Source organism: Serratia sp. G204Y (genome assembly GCF_051172435.1).
In the GTDB taxonomy this organism is placed as follows: domain Bacteria; phylum Pseudomonadota; class Gammaproteobacteria; order Enterobacterales; family Enterobacteriaceae; genus Serratia; species Serratia sarumanii.
On record NZ_JBPIZA010000006.1, the window covers coordinates 79,151 to 101,752 of the forward strand.

The window sequence follows — 22,602 nt, forward strand, 5'->3', positions numbered from 1 at the left end:
TGGCCAACCTTCGGGCATTTTTTTGATCAAAAAACATACCGAGGTTTGAACCTGAGTTTCTTTGGATTTTACTGTTGAGTTTAGGCGGAAAATATGGAAGGAGCTGTTATGAATGACAGAAAGCCTATTTTTGAACCCATTTCGACGTGGTCAACCCAACGACCGGCTAAGCGTGCAGTCGTTTTTGGCGAGCAAACGTTGAGTTATGCCCAGCTTGAATACCAGTCCAATCTACTAGCGCGCTATTTATTATCAAAATATCCGATGCATCCACGAGGAAGAATTGCTGTCTATCTGGAGCCAGGTCTAATGATGCCTGTGGTGCTGTTGGCAATTCTCAAAGCGGGCTACACCTATATTCCCTTATCAGATTTTTTGCCTAACGAGAGAGTATTAAAAATTCTCGATGACGCTGCAGCCTTTTTGTTGCTGACCACGGTTTCCATCATGCGTAAAACGGGGATAGGAAAAAATTTCCCTTCTACGCTGGCGTTAGAGGATATCGCCTATGCAGATATGCCGGCTACGATAAGCCTGCCCGTGGTACAGAAAACGGATATCGCTTATGTGCTGTATACCTCAGGCTCTACCGGGTTACCAAAAGGGGTTGTCATTGAGCACGGGAATTTGAGTTATTACCTGGATTGGTTCAACCAAGCACTTTGGCCTGAAACTCAGGCAGTATTACCGCTGACTTCAACCTTGAGTTTTGCTGCTGCGGTTACGCAACTTTATGCCCCTTTGCTGCGTGGCGATACGTTGCATATTTTACCTGCCAATATTTTGCATGAGCCTGAAAAATTGCTGACTTGGTACGAACAACATCCTTCAGGAGCGCTTTATTGTGTGCCGACGGTATGGGATGCGTTGCTGCGCTACGATCGTCAAGCAGGCGGCGCGTCGCGTTTACCAACAACCGTATTTCTTTCCGGTGAGCCGGTTCCCTTTGATCTAAAAGAGCGAACCTTTGCGCAATGTCCAGACGCAACGGTGTATAACCTATACGGCCCTACGGAAACGACGGCAAACGGCTCTTTCGCTCGTTTGGAAAAAGGGAAGGCGGTCACTCTGGGTAAGGCATTGCGAGGCAGTAAAATACTGATTGTTGATGATGACTGTTCACCTGTCAGCGGCGATCGGTGTGGGGAAATCTGTATTGTTGGGAAAGGCGTGGCGCGCGGTTACCTCAATCGCGATACATTAACTCACCAACGTTTCTTTACGCAGGAAATCGATCATGCGTGCTATCGTGGCCATCGAACCGGTGATTTGGGAAAATTCAATTCGCATGGCGAGATTGTCTATCTGGGTCGCATCGACCGCCAGATCAAGATAAATGGAGTGCGAATCGATCCGGAAGAGATTGAAATCGCCTTACGTGAAGATCACAGAATTAGACACGCCTTGGTGCGGAAGACAGAGGAAAGCACGGGGGGCATACGATTGATCGCTTACCTGGTTCCGGAATCTGAGGGGACTATTTCGGCAAACGAAATCAGGAATTTTTTGCGTTTGACGTTACCGGCAGCCATGATTCCTTCGCACTTTATTTTTGTCGAAACCATGCCAAAACTTCCTAACGGAAAACTGGACCTCCAGCGATTGCCCCAACCCGTTCCATCACGCCCTGCGCTGAGTTATGCTTTTCGTCCCGCCGCCAACGAATTGGAACAAGAACTCATTGATATATTCCAGGAGGCATTAGGTTTCTGTGACTTAGGCGCAGATGATAATTTCTTTGATCTGGGTGGCGGTTCGTTGCAGGTGATTCAGATAAGGCAATTAATTAAGCGCCGATTATTTAGCGATATTGATTACACCTTGTTTTTCGATAATGCAACGCCTCATCTGCTATCGTTTATCGTGCCTTACTATGTCAATGATACTGACCCGGTTGTGCTTGAAAATGATTTTAGGCTCCCGTCTATCTCTAGTGAACAGCGCTATTTTTTAACTTTAGATCAAATCAGCCCGGCGCCTGGCGCTTATCAGATTGCGTTTAGGTTGGCCTTCGGTGGGCCGCTGGATATTTCCGCCATGGAGTGGAGTATTCAGCAGATCTTGAAGAATAATCCAGTATTGCGCAGTCGCTTTAATCTAAACAACGTTAGTTGCAGTGAGGGAGACTATCCCGCGTCGGATTTGAAGATCGTGCGCCAGGAGTGCGCGGCGGAGATCTGCACTTTCGATGAGCTGAGCGACGAAGGGCTGTTGGCCGCCGCCGGCGTACCCGAGATGGATCTTGAACTCATGCCGCTCATTCATATCCGGTTCATGTCCCTACCGGCGAGCTGGCACATTCTCTTGCTACAGGTCCACCACACCGTTTTTGACCATGACTCTATCGGTTTATTCTTCAAGCAATTCATTGCTTATTTTCAGGCCTACCGCGCGGGCGATCGTGGCTTTGAGCTAGGCCAAGGCAAGGGGTATCAGCACTATCGTTGCTGGCAACAGCAGTGCATCCAGCCGACGCGCTACCCGCAGGAAAGAGAATTTTGGCTGGAAACTTTTGCTCATTACGTACATACCGGCGCAGATGCTTCCCTGTTCTCCCCCCGAGATACGTTGGAGGGAAAAAATGTGTGGTTTACGATCTCGAAAGCGTTGACGCAATCGCTCATGGCCTTTGCGAGAAGCCACCAAACCACAGTTTTTGTTTGTATGCTGACGGCATTCAATGTGTTGCTAAATACTTTTACGCGTTATCGCCATGTGCCAATTGGCATCCCTGTCTCCAATCGCATGCTTTATGAAGAAACCTCGCTGTTGGGTTGTTTCGTAAATAGAGTGACTTATTACGATAAGTACAGTCCTGAAGATGATATCGGATCGCTTTTAGATCGTTGTCGAAAAAGAGTGTATGGGTTATTGGAAAATCAAACGATACCTTATGATATTTTGAATAGTGACATTCGCGCGCATGGCTGGATGGATCTCTTGTATGCGCCGGTCTGTTTTAACTATTTAAGTGCGATGCCATCACCGGTCAATTGTGGTGGAGTTGATATTGACGTCAAAGCGGTAGAAAGCGACTTCGCAAAAGTCGATATGACATTGTCTATTCATGAAGGAGAATGTCTAAATGTTTGCTTTAACTATCATATGGCAGCGCTAAAAAAAGATGAAGTGATACGGCTGTCAAAAGAATATATCGGGATAATTGAAAGAATGACTCTTTGATGCATCCTGTTTTTAAGAAATCTACTTTCAAACAATACAATATAAATTAGAGGTTCAGATCATGGTATCTGAAGATATTATTCATGCTAGATTTAAATGGCAGAGTAATGCTACGCCGGATTTGGTGGCGTTGCGATGTGATAATAACGCACTGACCTATCAAAAACTGGACCAATATACGGATGCATTGGCGGAGCGATTAATTAGTCATGGGATAAAACCAGGGGATATCGTCGGCGTTTACCTTAATAAGGGAATGGATCTGGTTATCAGTTTATTAGGAATACTCAAGGCAGGCGCCTGCTATTTGCCATTGGACCCATATTATCCTGTTAACCGTCTGGCATACATGATTGACCATGCTGGTACGAGACTGGTCATTACGAGCGGTGTTCTGGATCAGGCGTTGAAAGACGCCTCCCAGCGTTGCGAATGGTTGGACATCACGCGCCTGGACCTCACTTTACCTTTGGCATCGGCTTTGCCGAAAGTCAGTGGGTCCAATCTCTGTTATGTCATGTATACGTCCGGATCAACCGGTAAGCCGAAGGGGGTGATGGTCAGTCATCGCACGGTTGTACAGTATTTGAAATGGATGCAGGCTGCGTTCAATCTGTGCCAGCATGATGTGGTACTGAACCAATCCAGCTTCAGTTTCGATGTTTCTGTCTGGGAAATATTTTGGCCTTTGATGACTGGCGCAAGCTGCGCGCTGATCGATGAGGAAATGAAATATGATCCCCTGCTAATGGCAAATTTCATTCGCCGCCACCGGGTTACCGTTGCCCAATTTGTACCCACTGCGTTACGCATTATCGTTGATGCCGATGTGGTGGGCGATTGTCGAACTTTAACGCATATTTTCGCCGGTGGCGAAGCGCTGCCGCAGAGTTTGGTCGACGATTTGAGCCGTCAGTTCTCCGGGCAGATCCACAATCTGTATGGGCCGACGGAAGCGACTATTTTTGCCTGCCATTGGCCGTGCTTGCCAGAGCAGGGAGAGGGCATGGTTCCCATAGGACGGCCGATTCCCCATGCGCGCGCCTATGTGTTGGACAACGCGCTTAAACCTGTTCAGCCCGGAAACTGCGGTGAGCTTTATTTGGGCGGCGACATTCTGGCCAAGGGGTATCTGCATGCTGAAACGTTGACCCTCGAGCGTTTCGTCAAAGATCCTTTTATCCCGGGCGAAAATCATAAAATGTACCGAACCGGCGACTTGGTCAAATGCCTTGATGACAATGTCTTGGAATTTATCGGCAGGGTTGATGATCAGGTAAAAGTTCGTGGGCATCGGATTGAACTGGCTGAAATCGAAATGCATTTGCAGGCTTTGCCCCAGATATCGCATGCCGCCGTTATTGTAGAGTTCAACCAAAATAATAAAATACCAACGCTATCTGCATTTTATGTTTCTCGTCATCAACAGCCTGTTAATGTTCAGGAGGTAAAGAGCGCTTTGGCGAAGTCTCTGCCCTTCTTTATGCTGCCTTCCAGATTTATTTCATTGGATAAGATGCCGATTCATCCAAATGGCAAAGTCGATAAATCTAACCTTAGTTCGCATGAAAATAAAGGAGAGAGAGAGATGTTTGATATAAAAAGCAAGATGAGTTCTGATATAGAAGCGCAAATCATTTCTGTATGGAGAACGATTTTAAAAAACAAGGAGCTGTCAACGAAAGATAATTTCTTTGACGCTGGAGGTAATTCGTTATTGATGTCTAAAGTACACAGGGAAATAAAAGATAAGTTTTCCACGCCCATTACCATTATGGATTTATTCCAATACCCAACCGTACAGATGCTAAGTCAACGCATTGCAGAGAAAAATGCTGAGCTATTAGGAAAAAACAAATAATTTATTAATTTTAATTGTGCTACACATGGTGAGGTAAAGATGAAATATCAAACAACGTGCCGTGATAGGGATATCGCTATCGTGGGAATGTCTGCGCGCTTCCCGGGTGCAGAAGATAAGGCAATGTTCTGGAAAAATCTGCTAGATGGTGTAGAAACGATCAGTACGTTCACTGAAGAGGAGCTTAGAGCCAGCGGCATTGAAGAGGAAATGATCGCCTCGTCAAACTATATTCGTCGCAGAGGCATCTTGGGTAATGCGCAATATTTTGACGCCAATTTCTTCGATATCACACCTCGTGATGCGGAAATTATGGATCCTCAACATCGGGTATTTTTGGAATGCAGCTGGCATGCATTTGAAGATGCGGGTTATGTACCCAGTACCTATCCCGGTAAAGTCGGCGTCTTTGGCGGAACCGGTACTGCGTGGCATTTGAATAAAGTCAATACGCATCCTGATGTGCAAAAGTACGTGAGCGGTGCTTCAGTGGTGACCAATAACGATAAGGATTATGTTACCACCAGGGTGTCGTACAAGCTGAATTTAAAAGGGCCCAGCGTTAATGTGCAAACGGCGTGTTCTACCGCGATGGTCGCCGTGGTGATGGGTATTAATAGTCTGTTGAATGGGGAAAGCGATCTGATAGTCGCCGGTGGCGTTTCCCTCGATACCCCTGAACGCCGTGGCTACCAATACATGCAAGGCGGAATGGAGTCCGCGGATGGGCGTTGTTATGCTTTTGATTCTCGTGCCAATGGCACCGTATTCAGTCGCGGAGCCGGCGTTGTCATATTGAAGCGCTTGAGTGACGCATTGCGTGATGGCGACCATGTCTATGCGGTATTGAAAGGCGGGGCGATTAATAATGACGGCAATCTGAAGGCGGGCTATACCGCGCCAAGTATCGAAGGCCAGATTTCGGTGGCGAAACAGGCGTTCGACAACGCGCAGGTTCATCCGGATACCATCAGTTTCGTCGAGGCGCATGGCACCGCGACTGCGTTGGGGGATCCTATCGAGTTCACTTCGCTCAGCCAGACGTTCAGTGAATTTACCGACAGAAAACAATATTGCCGGCTGGGTTCGGTAAAAACGAATATCGGGCATACGGATGCTGCTTCCGGCATGGCGAGCTTAATTAAGGCGTCATTGGCATTGGAGAAAGGGGACCTTCCTGCTTCACTGCATTATATTTCGCCAAATCCCAATATTGCATTTGAAACCAGCCCGTTTGTGATGAATACCGAATTGAGCAAACTGGCGAGTTCTGACGAACCGCATCGTGCATTGGTGAATTCGTTTGGCGTAGGGGGGACGAACGCCTGTGTCATTCTTGAGGCTCCGCCGCGAACGGAGCCAAGCACTCGCCATGATGGCTTGGTTATGCTGCCATTCTCGGCGAAGAGCCGAACTGCGTTGGAAGCGATGAAACAACGTATGCACGATTTCTTGGTTGAAAACAAGGACGTCAATCTTGGCGATGTCGCCTACACGCTACAGGTGGGCCGCCAGCCGTTTGCGCACAGCACGGTCGTCGTAGGGCAGGATCGTGAAACGTTACTGGAGAAATTGAACCAGCCGTCCGCCAATATTTCAACGTTGACGAAAGGCGATAAGGCCGTGGTGTTTATGTTCCCCGGCCAGGGCAACCAATACATCAATATGGCCCGTGAGCTGTACGCCACTTACCCGAAATTCCGCGAAGTGATGGATCGCTGCTGTCGCTATTTGGACCCGATCTTGGGCGTAAATTTATTGTCGATAATTTTCCAAGGCGACGAAGGATTAAGAAAAAACCGTATTAATGAAACCCAGTTTACGCAGCCTGCGCTATTTATTGTCGAATACAGTCTGGCGCAATTATGGATGTCGTGGGGGATCAAACCCGATGCCATGATAGGCCACAGCGTTGGCGAATATGTCGCAGCGTGTATTGCCGGCGTGTTCTCCCTGGAAGATGCGCTGCGCGCGGTGGCGTTACGCGGCAAACTGGTACAAGCGCTGCCGGCTGGCGCAATGCTTGCCGTGCTGATGGATGAAGAGTCGCTGCGTCAGCGGTTACAGGGCGACAAATTGGAGATTGCCGCCGTCAATTACCCGGGGCTCTGCGTGGTCGCCGGCGATTTGGATGAGATTGAGGTATTCCAACGGCAGCTTGAAGACAACAATGTGTTTTGCAAGCATCTGGATACCTCCCATGGCTTCCATTCATACATGATGGAACCGGCATTGCCAGCTTTTAAAGAGGTCATCGACGGCATTGAATTGCACGCCCCAAAAATCCCATTCGTCTCTACGGTGAGTGGCGATTGGATAACCGATGCGCTAGCCACTGACAGCGATTATTGGGTGAGACATGTGCGCAATCCAGTGCTGTTCTCTCACGCATTCAAAACGTTGATGTCTGAAGAACATCAGCATTATATCTTCCTGGAAGTGGGGCCAGGCCGTTCTCTTGAATCGGCCGCGAAGCAGCATTTCAAGGCGGATGAAAGCGCGTTGATTTACTCTTCGCTGCCTACCGCGAAGGATGTGGAATTGACGGGAGAATATTTACTTACCTCGCTGGGATGCCTGTGGGCCAGCGGTGTAACAATCTCCTGGGCTCAATTTTACGGTGATGAACATCGCCGCCGGTTGCCATTGCCGGGCTATCCTTTCGAACGTAAGGAATTCAAGCTGCCGGCGCTGAAGCGAGGAGCCGAAGGAGGACAGAGCGCCAGTTCCGTCAGCGCCCTCAAACGCAAAAAAGCGGATATTGGCGAATGGTTTCACATGCCGGCCTGGAAACGCACCATTCCCGCCAGGTTCATGGCAGGTAGCCGCATCGATCCAGACTCGGAATGTTGGCTGCTGTTCGTGGACGCCATGGTTATCGCCGAACATATTCAAAGGCAGCTGGCGGAAAGCGCACAGCGCGTATTGACCGTCTGGCGCGGCACTCACTATGAGGAGGATGCGGCGAACGGGTGTTACGTTATCGATCCCTCCAAACGCGAAGACTACGTTCGCCTGCTGAAAAGTGTGAAGAACCTGGCGCTGCGTCCCACTCGCATCATTAATATGTGGAACCTTTCTGCCGATAACGGCGCACCGCAGTGCCATGGTGATGGCTATGCGCTGCAGGTCGACGCATTTTACAGCCCTCTTTATTTGCAGCAGGCATTGGTCAGTGAAAACCTGCTGGAAAACCTGCACCTCTTGTTTGTGACCAACAATATTTTCAATGTGACGGAGGAACGGCTGTATTCACCGCAAAAAGCGTTGGTCGTTGGGCCTGCGCGCGTCTTTTATCACGAGTATCCCGAAGTGCGGTGCCACGTTGTGGATGTGGATTTATTCGGCTACACGGCGCCCCATGATTTAGCACAGCAATTGATTGACGAAAGCCATATCGATACGCATGGCAATCTGGTGGCTTATCGCGGGCGCAACCGGTGGGAGGAAGATTATCAGGCCGTTCATCTGAAGCAAGATGATACGGGAATTGCTGCGGAGCTGAAGGATGAGGGTGTCTACCTCATTACCGGTGGTTTGGGCGGACTGGGCATGTTGGTTGCGGGCCATGTGTCAGAGGTCAGCAATGCGACTTTGATCCTGACTTATCGCACTGAGCTGCCGCCGCGCGATCAATGGCAAGCGTGGCTGCAGCAGCATTCGGTGGACGATTCGGTGAGTGAGAAAATCGCGGGGGTTTTACGGCTGGAAGAACGTGGAAACACCGTGCATCTTGCGCAGGTTGATGTCTGCGATTATGCCGGTATGCGCGATGTGCTGGCCGGGTTTACCCGCATAGATGGCGTTTTCCATACCGCGGGGATTGCCGGCGGCGGAATTATTCCGCTGAAAAATGACGCCGATTGTGCTGGCGTGTTGAATCCCAAAGTGAACGGCAGTTTGATTTTGGACGAGCTGCTTAAAGATAAACAGCCTGATTTCTTCATTCTTTTCTCTTCGATCACTTCGATTGTCGGCGATGAGGCGCGCATCGATTATTGCGCGGGCAATGCGTTTATGGACGCTTTCGCCCATTACCGCAACCAGCAACGTTCTGGGCATACGGTTTCTCTCAACTGGGGCAAGTGGGGGGATATCGGTATGGCGGTGCGTTGGAGCAATCATCTGATTGAGCAAAAAAATAGTAAATCCGCACAGTTTGAAGAAGTAGAGGGCGATTTGTTGACGTTGATTGGCCGTGAGGGAATGCAAGAGCGTTATCGGGTCAACCTGGCGGTGCAAAAAGACTGGGTCATTGATGAGCATCGCTTGACGCATCAGCCGTCATTGGTCGGCGCGACGATATTATCGATGCTGTACGAATGGATGAGCCATTTTAAACCTCAAGAGAGATTGCAGGTTAAGAATCTGCTGTTGACGCAACCCGTCATTTATCATCATGCCTGGCCGCGCAACATGCAGTTGCTGGTCACCGCAGAGAGTCATGGTTACAAGTTTAGCCTGCGAAGCAGAGGCCTGTTGGATCTGGCCTGGCAGGAGCATGCGCTGGGTTTAGTCAGCTCAAAAGTGGCTGAGTCAGAGGATGAACCGGCATCGCTTGAGTCTCTTCGCCAGCGCTGTACGAAAGCATTGGCGTACGAGCCGCTGGAGTGCGAGCTGGGCAACGCCAATACTGGCGATGTCTTCCTTTCGCTGAGCCCGCGGTGGGACAACCACCAAGACATTTTGCAAGGGGAAAACGAATGGTTGATGCATAAAGTTATCGGTTCAGATTTCCATGACGATTTTGCGCGCTATCCATTCCACCCGGCGATGATCGATGCCACGGCGATCCGCTGCCTGACTTATATCACCCAGGAAAACTTCCTGCCGATCAGTTACGGCAAAATAACCTACCACGCGCCGCTGGAAACGGATTGCTATGCGCACCTCAAACTGAAGGGGCCGTATCAGCATACGGACAATGCCATTACGATGGATATTGTCTTCCTGTCACATGCCGGCGTGCCGTTATTGACGTTGGAAAATTACACTCTGATTAAAATGACCCAAGTCAATCAGGTGGTGGAGTCGGACGAGAAGGCGGCGCCCGCGGCGGTGAAAGTCAATCTTGCGGACAAGGATATTTTGTTCAATGAAGGGCTCGATGCGCTGAAACGCCAGCTGGCGCATTTGGAATTTGAACAATTGGTTATTGTCACCAGCGACCTTGGGCAACTGATCGATGAGTCTATCCCGGCTCAAAATGAAACCTTATTGGAGAATGAGGAGGAAAAAGCCGCTGATGGCCATGTGCGGCCCGCGTTGTCTGTGGAATATATGGCGCCCGAAAACGACATCGAGAAGGAAATCGTCAAAGTTTGGCAGTCCATCCTCGGTATTTCTGGGATTGGCGTGAACGATAATTTCACTGAACTCGGCGGTAATTCACTGTTGGCGGTTCAGGTTGTGTCGACGGTATCAGGTATTTTTGAAATTGATATTCGCGTCGATCTGTTTTACCAGGAGCAGACCGTTAAAGGATTGTCAAAACTGATCCTTGCTGAGTTGGAAGTATTGCTGCAAGGCGAATAACCCGGCTCCCCCCAGGTGCGAGCCTGGGGGAAACCACGTAGGCAAACATGCCAATCAGGCAAAAGCGGGATTTGATGATGACTAAAATCAGTAGCGCCATGCTCAAATCGTTGAGTTTGGATGAGTTGAAAAAAATTGCCAGGGAGAAGAAAACGCAAGTGGTGTTGGCTTCCGGTAAAATCATCAGAAAACAAGCTGACTCGGCCAGGCGGCACTTCCCTGTGACCGGTTCACAACGCAGTATTTGGGTATTGGATCAGTACCTTGACGACGGTAAGGCGTACAACAATCCTTATGCCGTCACTTGCCGCGTCGAGCATGACATCGACATGGAGGTAGTGAAAAAGGCGCTGACCTTTCTGACGAAAAAGCATGGCATTCTTCGCACCACATTCAACGTGGTGGAGGGCGAACTCTGCCAGTGCGTGAGTGATGAAGTCCTGTTCAATTTCCACTATGACGATATTTTGTCTCTTCCTGAGTACGAGCGTGACGAATGGGTAGAAAACGTTGCGCGTCAGGAAGGACAGCGTTCTTTCGATTTGACTTGTGGGCCACTTTCCTATTGGCGCATGATTAAAACCAATCGACATGAATATGTATTGTTGCTGACGTTTCACCATATTATCTCAGATGGCTGGACGGTCAGCTTGTTCTTTAAAGAGTTCATGGAGATGTATTTCCAAATCCTCCATGGCGAGACACCGCGTACAAACGATTTTCTGCAATTCTCCGACTATGCATTGGCAGAAGAACAGTGGTATGCCACGGCAGAATATCAAAAGGGTTTGGCGTATTGGGCTAAAAAGTTTGATGACGCGCAAGGCCTGCTTGAGATAACGACCGATCGCCCACGGCCAGCTAAAATGAGCACCAAAGGCAGTATGGCAAGCCACACTTTTGATCGGGATTTCACCCAGCGTTTGCAGATGCAGGCTGCACAGCTGGGCGCGACGCCTTTCCACATGATTCTTTCGGCCTATATGCTCTTGTTGCACAAATACAGCAACCAGCAGCAAATCATTATCGGTTGTCCTTTTGCCAATCGTAACCAACCCGAGACTCAGAATATGCTGGGGTTGTTTATGAATACCTTACCCCTGAAACTGGATATCGTTCCAGAGGCGACGTTACGAGAAATTATTGGCGACGTTCGCTCAGAGAGTGAGCAAGCTCAGCTGCACCAGGCTATTCCCCTCAATGATATTCTTGATGAAATTGGCCATATCCGAAATCCGCAGGTTAATCCGCTTTTTCAGGCGGCGCTGACGTATCAGGTATTTCCTCATTTTCATAACAACACGTTGTTTACCTATAAACCGCTTAAAATCGATTATGGCGTATCCAAACTGGATCTAAACCTGTGGGTTGAAGAAAGCCGCGGTAGTTTACTGTTTACCTTAAACTACAATCCCGATTTGTTTAACCGCAGTACGATAACGCGTATGTTGAGCGATCTGCGCACGGTGTTGGAAACGCTCATCGAACGGCCTCAAATAACCGTGCGCGATCTTTCATTGGTGACTCGCGAGGAACATCGCCACTTGCTGAGCGGGTGTAGACGCTTGCTTGACGCCGTTCCCATGGCGGTTCATCGGCAGTTTGAGCGTCAGGCCGATGCTTTGGGTGCCGATTCGGTGGCTGTACGTTGCGATGGCCGTCTTTTGAGCTATCGACAACTGAACGAGCAGGCTAACCGTCTCGCGCACTGTTTGCTGGAACATGGCCTGTTGCCGGGGCAGTCAGTGGCGCTGTTTATGGCCAAAAGCGAACGCTGTGTCGTGGCTCTGCTGGCAATATTGAAAGCAGGGGGATGCTATGTGCCTGTCGATATCACTTTGCCGATGGAACAGGTCGACTTTATTCTGCGGGACGCACAGGCGCGCTTCGTTGTGGTGGATGCCGGATCGCCGGCGGTTTCACAGCCGACAATCTCGATTGACCAGTGCCACGGCGCCGCGCTGAGCACGAATCCCCAATTACTGACAATGCCGACAGACGCTCCCGCTTACATCATTTATACCTCAGGCAGCACCGGTAGGCCAAAAGGCGTCAGGGTCAATCATGTTCAGCTAAGCCGATATTGCCAGGTCATCGCCTCTGTCCTGGATCAACCTGCCGGGGCGCGATATGGCATGTTTTCCGCCTTCACTACCGACTTGGCGCATACCATGCTGTTCCCGGCGCTGATCTACCAGGGACAACTGGAGGTGATAAGCACTCAGCAGCTTAATGATCCGCAGGCATTGTTCTCCTATCTGGAGAGGCATCCCTTGGACTGCATGAAGATCACGCCAACGCACCTGACCGCATTGCTCATGTCACCCCATGCGGGTGCGCTATTGCCACGTCGTCTTTTAGTCTTGGGCGGAGAAAGAGTCCCGACGGCGTTAGTCAAACGCATACGTCAACTGCAGACTGACTGCCGTGTGGTCAATCACTACGGCCCTACGGAGTGTACCGTCGGTGTGGCGACCTATACCTTGCCGGACGGTTTGCCGGATGAGATGGGCGACTATTTGCCGGTCGGCAAGCCCTTGGCCGACAGCCACGTGTTGGTATTGGATCCTTATCAACAGTTAGTCTCTATCGGCCTTCCTGGTGAGATTTATCTTGGCGGTGAGCATGTGGCTGCAGGCTATATCGGCTTAGAGGAGCAGAATCGGGCGAATTTCATCCCGCATCCTTATTTGGCGGGTGAACGCCTTTACCGCACTGGCGACAAAGGGCGCTGGCTGCCGGACGGAAACCTCGAGTTTTTAGGGCGTTTGGATCGCCAGGTGAAAGTGCGGGGCTATCGTGTGGAACTGGCGGAAATCGAGCACGTATTGCAGCAGCAACCGGCGATCGCTCAAGCCGCGGTAAAACAGTGGCTGAACGGTGCGGGCGAGAGCTGGCTGGTGGCGTATTGTTGCGGCGAAGGAAAGGCTCGCAGCGCGGAAGTGCGTGCGTTTTTGCAAAGCAAGGTCCCTCATTACATGCAGCCGGATCAGTGGGTTTGGCTGGACAGCTTGCCGTTAACGGCCGGTGGCAAGGTGGACTATGGTGCTTTGCCGCGCATGAACGATGCCATACCTCAATCGGTGCGAGAGCCGGAAGGGGACGTCGAACAACGCTTATATGCCATTTATTGCCGCGTGCTGCAACGCGAGCGATTGGATACGCGGGATGACTTTTTCGCGCTGGGGGGAAATTCGATTACCGCATTGAAGTTGGTGATCGAAATAAATCAGCATTTTGGCACAACCCTGTCTTTGGGGCAGTTGTTTGAGCACGGCAGTGTCGGCGAGTTGGCGGCCTTTCTGACGCAGGCTGAACGGCAAGTATTATCGCCGTTGGTGATGCTGAATACCGGGGTCGAGGAAGATAAACCGACGCTCTTGATGATTCATCCGGCAGGCGGAAACATCTTGTGTTATTACCCATTAGCGCGTGAGTTGGGGGCCGACTATCCGATCTATGGCCTGCAGGTGGCGAACTTCGGTGAAGATCAGGCCTACAACCACGATATAGAGGTGCTGGCCGCATGCTATCTGCAGCAGGCGCAGGATATTGCGCAACGGCGAAATCTGGTGCTGGGCGGATGGTCCCTGGGGGCGACAATCGCGTTCGAAATGGCGCGCCAACTGCAGCATGCCGACGGGCGAACGCCAACGGTGCTGATACTCGATCAACCTGCTCCTCAGATACAGATTGATCGCGCCGCACAGATGAATGAATTTGAACGGCTTGCATATTTCGCCCGCAAGGTGGAGCGTTTTACCGGTGCGTCATTTGCAATCGCCGCACCTGCGCTGGCAGAGATGTCCGAAGCGCAGCGTTCATTGTTGTTCCTGCAGGAATTCAAGCGCGCAAAATTGGTTCCTGACAATATTAGCGCAACGCAGTTCCAGCATTTTCTGACGATTCTACAGGCGCATATCGCTGCGACAGATAGCTATCAGGGCAAAGAATATGACGGCAGGATCGTGGTTGCGGAGGCGGAGGAGATTCTGCCGGACCGCATTGCACAAGAGATACCCGGACTGGGTTGGGCTCGTCTGGCTCGCGGGGGGATGACGATAATAAGCGCGCCTGGCAATCACATCTCGATGATGAATCCGCCTCAGATAAGCCATACGGCCAGCCAGCTGCGGAAGATATTGTCATGAGCGCCGTTTTGACAACGGCCGCGGTGCCAGCCGAGGACACCAGGGTCTCCAGGCGTGAATGGTGCGCTATTCTCGGAGGATTAATCGGCGGTTTTATGGCGATTTTGGATATCCAAATCGCCAATTCATCCATGAAAGTGATTCAAGGCGCGCTTTCTGCGACGCTGAATGACAGTTCCTGGCTGATGACGTCTTATTTTACCGCAGAGATAGTGGCAATTCCGCTTTGTGGTTGGCTTTGTCAGGCTCTGGGGACCGGGCGTTATGCGCTGTGGTGCATTGCCGGCTTTTTGGGGGCATCGCTGCTGTGTTCTGCCGCATGGAATCTGAGTTCCATGATCGTGTTTAGGGCGCTTCAAGGGTTCAGTGGCGGGGCGCTAATTCCCATTTCATTTCGCTTGATTATTGAGATCCTGCCATTAAAAAAACGGCCGTTGGGCATGTCGCTGTTTAGCATTATAGGGACTTTCGCGCCGGCGGTAGGGCCGGCATTGGGAGGCTGGTTGACGGATAATTTCTCTTGGCACGCCATATTTTATATCAACGCGATACCCGCTTTGTTGTCCTGGGGGTTGATTCACTATGCTTTAAAACACCCTGTTATCGACTGGAATATTATTCGTCGCGGGGACTTTGTCGGCATCATTTCGGTCATGCTGTGTTTGGGCGCGCTTGAGGTGATTTTAGAAAAGGGCGGTGAAGAAAACTGGCTAGAATCGAATATGATATGCGTGTTGGCGGTCATTTCCGCTGTTAGTTTCTTAATATTTATGTATGCCCAATTGACGCATGCCCAGCCGCTTATCAATATTCGCTTATTCCGGGACTACAATTTCTCGTGCGCCATCTTGGTTTTTGCCATGTTGGGCGTCGCTATCTACGGTACGTTATTCTTGGTGCCGTATTACCTGACGATGGTACATGACTACAATGCTTCTGATATCGGTACGGTGGTGATCTGGATGGGGTTTCCTCAGTTAATCATCCTGCCTTTTATCCCGTTGCTTATTCAACGATATAACCAGAAGTATCTAATTTGCATAGGGTTTGTTGGTCTGGCCATCAGTGCCTTTATGGACTGTGCGATGGACGGTGACTTTGCCGGCCCACAGATGGCCTGGTCCATGTTGATCCGCGCATTAGGCCAGCCCTTTATCATGGTGCCGCTTTCCTTGCTGGCTACCCGCAATATTCAGCAAAAAGACAGTGCCTCTTCGGCGGTGTTGATCAATATATTCCGCAGTCTGGGAGGCTCCTGCGGCACTGCCATCTTAAGCACCTTTTTCATCACGCGCATTTATACCCATGTCGACGTCGTTAAGACGTCGTTGGTCTCCGGCAGCAATGCCTTTGCCGGGTATCTCAATGACGTTAAAAGTCTGATGATCGCGCGCGGTTTGGCCGTTGACGTCATGAGTATAAAAAGTACGGCTTTCGCGATACTTGGCAAAAGAATCGCCCGTCAGTCGGAAATCATGGCGTTTAACGATCTGTTTCTGATTATGGGCGGAATGATGTTGGCAACCGCGTTGCTTGTGATGTTCTCTTCTCGCGATTTTCGTTTGCATGTCAAAAAAGAGGGTAAGGAATGAGTCAGCGCTCTATGACGATATGGCACTACCTGATGTCGCGCGATGCTTGCATTACTATCATTACCCCGATCGTGCTTTATAACATCGCCTTTTGGTGGGGAGGCGCGGGTTTCGCATTACTGCTGACGGCTATTTATTCAGGCGCAGTGGAAATATTTAACAAGCGTAGCGGTTCATTGTCGGTGATCGCATTAATTCTGGTTTCAGGCGTTAGTCACTATTTGTATTTACGCGGCTATGCTCCGTTCGCAATCAAGAAAGAAAATGTGTTTCTCGCGGTCAGCGGAGCATCTTCAGTGGTGGTGGTCTTCGGCTTCTATTCTCTGGTAGGCAAGCCAATGATACGTACGCTGGCAGAACAGGCGATGCCAAGGTTGAAAGATATTCCCGTTTACGGTACCGCTCAATACGCAAAAGTGTGGCACGAAGTATCATTGGCGTGGATCTTGGTTTTCCTTCTGAAAGCCGTCGGTGTATATGGCCTGTCAATGCGCGAGGATCTGCCCGTTGACACGATTATTTTTATCTGTGGTTGGCCACTGACTTTGTTGATGGTGTTGTTCAGTTTTTATTGGCCGAAATATCGTTGGACGTCACATTTGCGTAAAAAAGGCCGTTAAATCCTGGCCCACAGGGCTGGCGGTTGCTGATGCCGTAAACATGTATCTACGTAGTTAAGAGGGGGAAGAACATGAGTCAATTTGAGAATGCATCGATCGTATTGAACAGCCACCCTGATGGCGCCGCTACGCTGGAAAACTTCAGATTGGAGACCAGCTCGTTGAGGCCATTGGATCCAGGAGAGTTTCTGGTTGAGAACAAATGGTTATCGATCGATCTCTATCTCCGGCCACGGCTCAATAAAAGCACCAAATACGTGAGCCCGATAAAGCTGGGGGAAGTGATTCAGGGAGAGGCTATTGGGGAAATCGTGGCTTCGCGTAATCCTTTGTTTAACGTTGGCGATCGCGTATTCACCTTCTCCGGTTGGCAAAAGTATTATATCGGTGATGCTCAAAACTTCACTGTTCATCGTTTGCCGGAGACAACATTACCACCTTCTATTTTTCTCGGTGCGGTCGGGACGCCGGGCCGATCGGCCTATTTCGGTTTAAACAAAATCGCGAAGCCAAAACCGGGTGAAACATTGGTCGTTTCTGCCGCCTCGGGCTCGGTTGGCTCCGTCGTTGGGCAATTGGGTAAACTGGCGGGATGCCGCGTTGTGGGATTGGCCGGCAGCGAGGATAAATGCCGGTATGTCGTGGAGGAGCTGGGTTTTGACAGTTGCCTTAACTACAAGACTGCCGACCTTAACCGGGATTTGCGCGCCGCGTGCCCCCAGGGTATCGATATCTATTTTGAGAACGTGGGCGGCCGCGTATCACTGTTTGTCGCCAAGTTGCTGAATGAGGGGGCAAGGGTGCCTATCTGCGGTAATGCGGCCAATTACAATAAAGGCACTGATGTTGATGCATCCGGCCCGGCGGACTTTTTCTCTGCCCTGCCGGATGCGCCTTTAAATCGTTTCTTTTTGGTAACCGAATGGTTCAAAGACTACGCCGAATCAGATGCATTCTTGTTAAATGCGGCAGAAAACGGTGTGTTGAAATACCGAGAAACAATAGTCGATGGGCTGGAAAATGCGCCTCAGGCTTTTATTGATTCACTTAATGGAAAACATTTCGGCAAACAATTGATACGGATGTGCTAACGATAGACTCTACTGTTGCGCATAATATGAAAATATTTTCAACCTGGATGGTGGGTATTAAGCGTACATCATTCAGGTTGTTGGAATTCAACATGAAACATTCTAAAAAAATAGGTTTCCTTCTGCTCGTGTTACTGGTTTTGTCAGGGTTTCTTTATTGGTTGCTTTATTGGCGCTACTTTCAAACCACCGACAATGCTTACGTGCAAGCAGACATTACAAACGTCAGCGCCCGCATCAGCGCGGTGGTGGTTAACTCTATGATTCGGGACAATCATCGGGTGAATAAGGGCGACTTGTTGGCTCAGTTGGACGACAGGGAGTTTGTTGTCGCGTTGCAGAAAGCAGAGGCGACTCTGGCGCAAAGTCGGGCGGCGTTAACGAATGCCCAGGCAAGTTATCAAATGCAAAAAAGTGCTATTGACGAGTTTCGCAGCGATGTGAATTCTGCTGCAGCCACTCTGCAGTATGCGCATCAGCAGTATCTCCGTTTTCAAATTTTGCAGAAAAAGAATTATGTTTCCAAGGGAGACATGGATAACGCCACATCCAGTTATCGCGTCGCAGAGGCAAAATACCACCAAACGCAAGCGAGCTTGAAAACGCAAAGCGATAAACTCCAGGTCTTGCAAAGCGAAATTGAGCAAAGCCAGGCTAATGTTGAACAGGCTCAGGCAAACCTGGAACAGGCGAAATTGACATTGAGTTACACGCGGATTATTGCGCCTATTGATGGGGTAATCAGCAACCGTAGTTTGCAAGTGGGTATGATGGTTCAGGCGGGGCAGTCCATTGCCAGTATCGTCTCCGGAGCGGCCCCATGGATAAGCGCCAATTTTAAGGAAACGCAGAAAGCACGTATGCGTAAAGGATTGCCTGTGGAGGTGAAAGTTGATGCGTATCCAGGGAAAATATTTCATGCCAGGGTGGATAGTATTTCACCGGCTACAGGAGCAACTTTTGCTTTATTACCACCAGACAATGCGACAGGGAACTTCACCAAAATTGTCCAGCGCGTCCCAGTAAAAATTGTTTTTGACTCTCCGCAACAAATAGACAGCGGCCTTTCGGCCTCTGTTACGGTAGATACGCGGGGATAGCGCCGGGAAATATGGAAATCCGCCTCGACAAGGGATGTCGCAACGCGGTCTGTGCCGGAATGACGGCAAAGTTATAATAGTCATCACCATAGCCTGTTCATTCATTGGCTGGTAGTTCTTATATCGGTAAAAAGGCGCCGCGTGTTTATCGCCGCTGGACGAGCGTGATTATCAATGCATTTACCTGGGGCGTTGTTCGATAGAACGGCGTCGTTCATTGTTGAAGTTTTGATAGAGAGGTAAGGAGGCGTATTAAACAAAATGGGTTGAGGATAGAAAGACGTAAGCAGATTTATTCTGCGATATGTACAACGATGAAACTTAAATATGAACGAATAAGGATATATGTTATGAAAAGTCTATCGATTGTTATTACTCTCGCTTCATGCTTACTGCTACCTCTGACTGCGTCTGCGGCCGCAGGCACATGTTATAGCGCAAAGAACTGTTCCGGGAAGGTGCTTAGCCACCGGGATGCCCATAACTGCAAGGTTAAGGACAAAGGTAAATCCTGGCGCAGTGATATTACAGGCCAATGCACGAATCTTTGATTTATGGCTGACGTTTAGGCTCTTTCATTGAAAAGAGAATGGCAGGTTAATCTGTTATGGGCTGCGTTTAGGCGCAGCCCGATGATTCTCATTCGCTTATCGCGCATACCGCTTAATTCAGCTCCCGCTGATTCAGCAGCACCCGATTCAACTCGCTGTTTTTGCGCACGTTCAGCTTGCGCATCGCCGAACGTTTGTGGGCGCTGATGGTTTTCTGGCTGCGCTGCAGCAGGCCGGCGATGCTGCAGGCGGACATGCCGCTGCTCATCAGGCCCAGCACCTTTTTCTCACAGTGGCTCAGCGCGGCGAGGCGGCAGGCCTGGCATTTCCATATGTCGGCGGCGTGCAGCGCCATCCACGGCTGCTGAATGAATTTTTCCAGCGCCATCTGCAGCTTGAGGCGAATGGCGTAAACCGAGTCGCGCCGGTGGATGCTGAACAGCGGAGACAGGTTTTTCACCTGTTGCTGGGCCGTGTCGTCGAGGATCAGCAAGGTCAGCTGCCGCTGGCGCGGGATGCCGTAGGGGCTCCGGTAGCAGCAGGCGCAGCCCCAGCGCTCTTCCGGCGTGCGGAACACGATTTCGATGTTATCCAACGCCTGCAGCGCCAGCGGCGAGAACTGCGGGTACAGGCGTTGGCATTCGTTCAGGGAGTGCAGATAGTCCTGCAGCAGCAGACGCAGCCCCTGCTGGTAGAAGTTATCGCTGTCGAACAGCGTGAAGCGAATATCTGGCATGGGTGGCTCCTTAAAAGGCCGCGGCGCCGCGCCGGAGCGAACGGTGACGGCCAATCGCCGGCGTTCGCGCGCCGGTCGTTTTCCTGATTTCCCTGGGGCGGTGCGGGGCTTATTGGTACGCCAGCACAAAATTGGCGACGGAACTGAATTCGCCTTCGGTAAGGCTTTTATCTTTCATCGCGCTCGGCCGGGCCTGGACATAGGCGCTGAACCTCAGGGCGTTGGGGCCATCTTGCAATGTCACCGCATCGGTCGGCGTGCCCAGATCAATCGCTTTGCCAGCACCGTCGAACAGCGCGATGGCGGCGCCGTTGGCGCCATTGTTGATCGCCAGCTTGCCCGGCAGTTCGGCATCTTCGGTGCCGGTAAAGGTGGCGGTGACCGATTTGAAAACGGCGGTTTTACAGTCGGTTAAGCGAATGGAAAATGACACGGGGTTGGTATGGCCGTAGCGGTACAAGGTTTTGATCAACACCGTATCCATCTCGACGGTCTGGTGAAGAGACTGCGGGTCGATATTGCAGGGTCTGCTTACCACGGAGCCGAAAAAGTCTATTTCCTTATTTTCCGCCGCGACTGCGGAGGAAAATAGAAAACCGATGCCGCACAGAGCGGTGATTGTCCGATAGCTCTTCATCATCACCACCATTAAATATAATTAATCAGCAAGATTACGGTCTTGCGGAAATTGCCTTCCTGTCCTTCCCCGCTGGCCTGCAATGAGGCGCTGTAGGATTTTTGCACCTGATCGCGGCCACTCATGTCGGCAAAGCTGTCGAACTGATTGTATTTAATCCATTTGGGGTTGGAATTATCGTGGATGCGCAAGGTTGAACCATTGTCCATATTCAAGCCGGTAGCGTCGGTCAGCGTGCCGTTTTTCACCATGAAATTGGCCTCCAGCGCGAAGCTGTCGCTGCAGCCGTTTTTGCGGATCAAGATGCTGAAATCCTTGCTCGCTACGGTGCCCGCATTGGGTTTCCAGGTCGGGATCTCACCGAAGTCAACGCCTTCCGGGGTTGAAAGCTCCACCGAAGCGGCGCACTGGATCACTTTGATTTTATCCAGCCCGGTAAGGGTGAAACGGTAATTTTTTCCCGGGTGGACGTTGATGCCGCCTACGCCATCGAGCTGAAAAACGGCGATCTGACTGGCGCCCCCTTCGGTGATTTCTCCGGTTTTTTGCAAATAAACCTGATAGTTGACATGACCGAGCTCCCGTTGCTTAGGGGTACGAAACATATCGGTTTGTACTCGGGAGTTGATCAAGCCGAGATCCCGGCCGTTATAAATCACCCCCATGGCGATGCCGGCGGCGAACTGCCGGTTGTCCGGATTGGGATAGAAATAAACCCATTCCCCCTTGGGTTTGCTGGCGTGCGCCCAGCACATAACGTCGCGGCTCATCGGTTTAGAGGTCCAAAGCCGGCTGCCGACCGGTAAGGTGGCCGGTATGGTCAACCGGCCGATATCCTCGCTCTCTTCGGTAATGCCGTTCTCGGTATTCAGGTGGCATTCCAGCGCCTGAGCGCCGAACGGCGTCGCCAGGCAACCCAGCAACGCCAGGCGTTTATAAATAGACCAACTGGACATGCACCACTCCTTTGAATTGGTTTGCTTCGATGAACGGACGGGTTGATTCCAATTGAGCGCTGAACCACAACGTATTGCCGCCCGGCTGCAAGACATAGGGGGCGCTGGGTTGGTTGAGGGACAATGCGCGGCCCCGTTGATCTTTCAGCCGCAGGCCAACGCCTTGTACGCCGCCGTGCAGCTTCAGCAGCTGCGGATTGTCGGGGTCGCTTTCACCGAGGAACACCAGCGTGGCGGCCTGCTCCCCCCGCAGGTAAAGCCTGCCGGCGTCGCCGTTGCGCATCCCGGCCGGATTGTCCACCAGCGCCCGCGCGCCCAGCAGGCAATGGGTAAAGGCGAGACGAAAACGTACCGGCGCGCTTTGATCGCCGACATGCCGGAAGGCGAGCGTGCCGATCTCACCGAGATCGACCGACTGATCGCGGCTGTCCGGCGCCAGGCTGCAGGGGGAGCTCAGCAGAGCGCCCTGAAAACCGACTGTGCCGCTGGTGCCCTGAACCTCTCCCGGCGGAGAGGCCATTGCGGCGCCGTTGCCGAGCAGCAAGGCGCCGATCAGCAGAGGCCGCAGGCGGCCGGTGAAGTCAGCCAT

The 22,602-nt window shown here is 51.0% G+C and carries 12 protein-coding genes; 8 read left to right on the forward strand and 4 right to left on the reverse strand.

Annotation, left to right across the window (positions count from 1 at the left end):
- The first annotated feature begins 108 nt into the window (after positions 1-108).
- The 8 genes from ACSBQQ_RS21125 to ACSBQQ_RS21160 all read left to right on the forward strand — a co-directional run bounded on the left by ACSBQQ_RS21125 (position 109) and on the right by ACSBQQ_RS21160 (position 19,133).
- The gene (locus ACSBQQ_RS21125; protein WP_039569059.1) at positions 109-3,183 is read left to right on the forward strand and encodes an AMP-binding protein; all 3,075 of its coding nucleotides are present in this window, start codon (positions 109-111) and stop codon (positions 3,181-3,183) included.
- 61 nt (positions 3,184-3,244) lie between these two features.
- On the forward strand, positions 3,245-5,044 hold the full coding sequence (locus ACSBQQ_RS21130; protein ID WP_060429263.1) for a non-ribosomal peptide synthetase: 1,800 nt from the start codon (positions 3,245-3,247) through the stop codon (positions 5,042-5,044).
- A 39-nt stretch (positions 5,045-5,083) separates the two neighbouring features.
- Entirely contained in the window at positions 5,084-10,579 is a 5,496-nt protein-coding gene (locus ACSBQQ_RS21135; protein WP_033649367.1) for a type I polyketide synthase, read from the forward strand.
- A gap of 74 nt (positions 10,580-10,653) precedes the next feature.
- The gene (locus ACSBQQ_RS21140) at positions 10,654-14,730 is read left to right on the forward strand and encodes a non-ribosomal peptide synthetase (RefSeq protein WP_226871968.1); all 4,077 of its coding nucleotides are present in this window, start codon (positions 10,654-10,656) and stop codon (positions 14,728-14,730) included.
- The gene (locus tag ACSBQQ_RS21145; protein WP_065424452.1) at positions 14,727-16,322 is read left to right on the forward strand and encodes an MDR family MFS transporter; all 1,596 of its coding nucleotides are present in this window, start codon (positions 14,727-14,729) and stop codon (positions 16,320-16,322) included. The genes ACSBQQ_RS21140 and ACSBQQ_RS21145 overlap by 4 nt, the downstream gene beginning before the upstream one ends.
- Positions 16,319-16,942 carry a hypothetical protein gene (locus ACSBQQ_RS21150; protein ID WP_033636363.1) on the forward strand — a complete coding sequence of 208 codons (624 nt, stop codon included), beginning with the start codon at positions 16,319-16,321 and terminating at the stop codon, positions 16,940-16,942. Before ACSBQQ_RS21145 ends, ACSBQQ_RS21150 begins: the two co-directional genes overlap by 4 nt.
- 71 nt (positions 16,943-17,013) lie before the next feature.
- Positions 17,014-18,033: an NADP-dependent oxidoreductase gene (locus tag ACSBQQ_RS21155; RefSeq protein ID WP_033636362.1), complete on the forward strand. Its 1,020-nt coding sequence runs from the start codon at positions 17,014-17,016 to the stop codon at positions 18,031-18,033.
- Between the two features lie 92 nt (positions 18,034-18,125).
- A complete protein-coding gene (locus ACSBQQ_RS21160; RefSeq protein ID WP_033638614.1) occupies positions 18,126-19,133 on the forward strand; it encodes an HlyD family secretion protein in 1,008 nt (335 codons plus the stop codon).
- Between the two features lie 663 nt (positions 19,134-19,796).
- Here ACSBQQ_RS21160 and ACSBQQ_RS21165 read toward each other — a convergent pair.
- From ACSBQQ_RS21165 to ACSBQQ_RS21180, 4 genes are all read right to left on the reverse strand, one after another.
- Positions 19,797-20,420, reverse strand: coding sequence for a helix-turn-helix transcriptional regulator (locus ACSBQQ_RS21165; RefSeq protein WP_033649366.1), 624 nt, complete (start codon positions 20,418-20,420; stop codon positions 19,797-19,799).
- Between the two features lie 109 nt (positions 20,421-20,529).
- Positions 20,530-21,060, reverse strand: coding sequence for a fimbrial protein (locus ACSBQQ_RS21170; RefSeq protein ID WP_223182045.1), 531 nt, complete (start codon positions 21,058-21,060; stop codon positions 20,530-20,532).
- An 8-nt stretch (positions 21,061-21,068) separates the two neighbouring features.
- Positions 21,069-22,013, reverse strand: coding sequence for a fimbrial protein (locus tag ACSBQQ_RS21175; RefSeq protein WP_033636360.1), 945 nt, complete (start codon positions 22,011-22,013; stop codon positions 21,069-21,071).
- On the reverse strand, positions 21,991-22,602 hold the full coding sequence (locus ACSBQQ_RS21180) for a fimbrial protein (protein WP_039569066.1): 612 nt from the start codon (positions 22,600-22,602) through the stop codon (positions 21,991-21,993). The genes ACSBQQ_RS21175 and ACSBQQ_RS21180 overlap by 23 nt, the downstream gene beginning before the upstream one ends.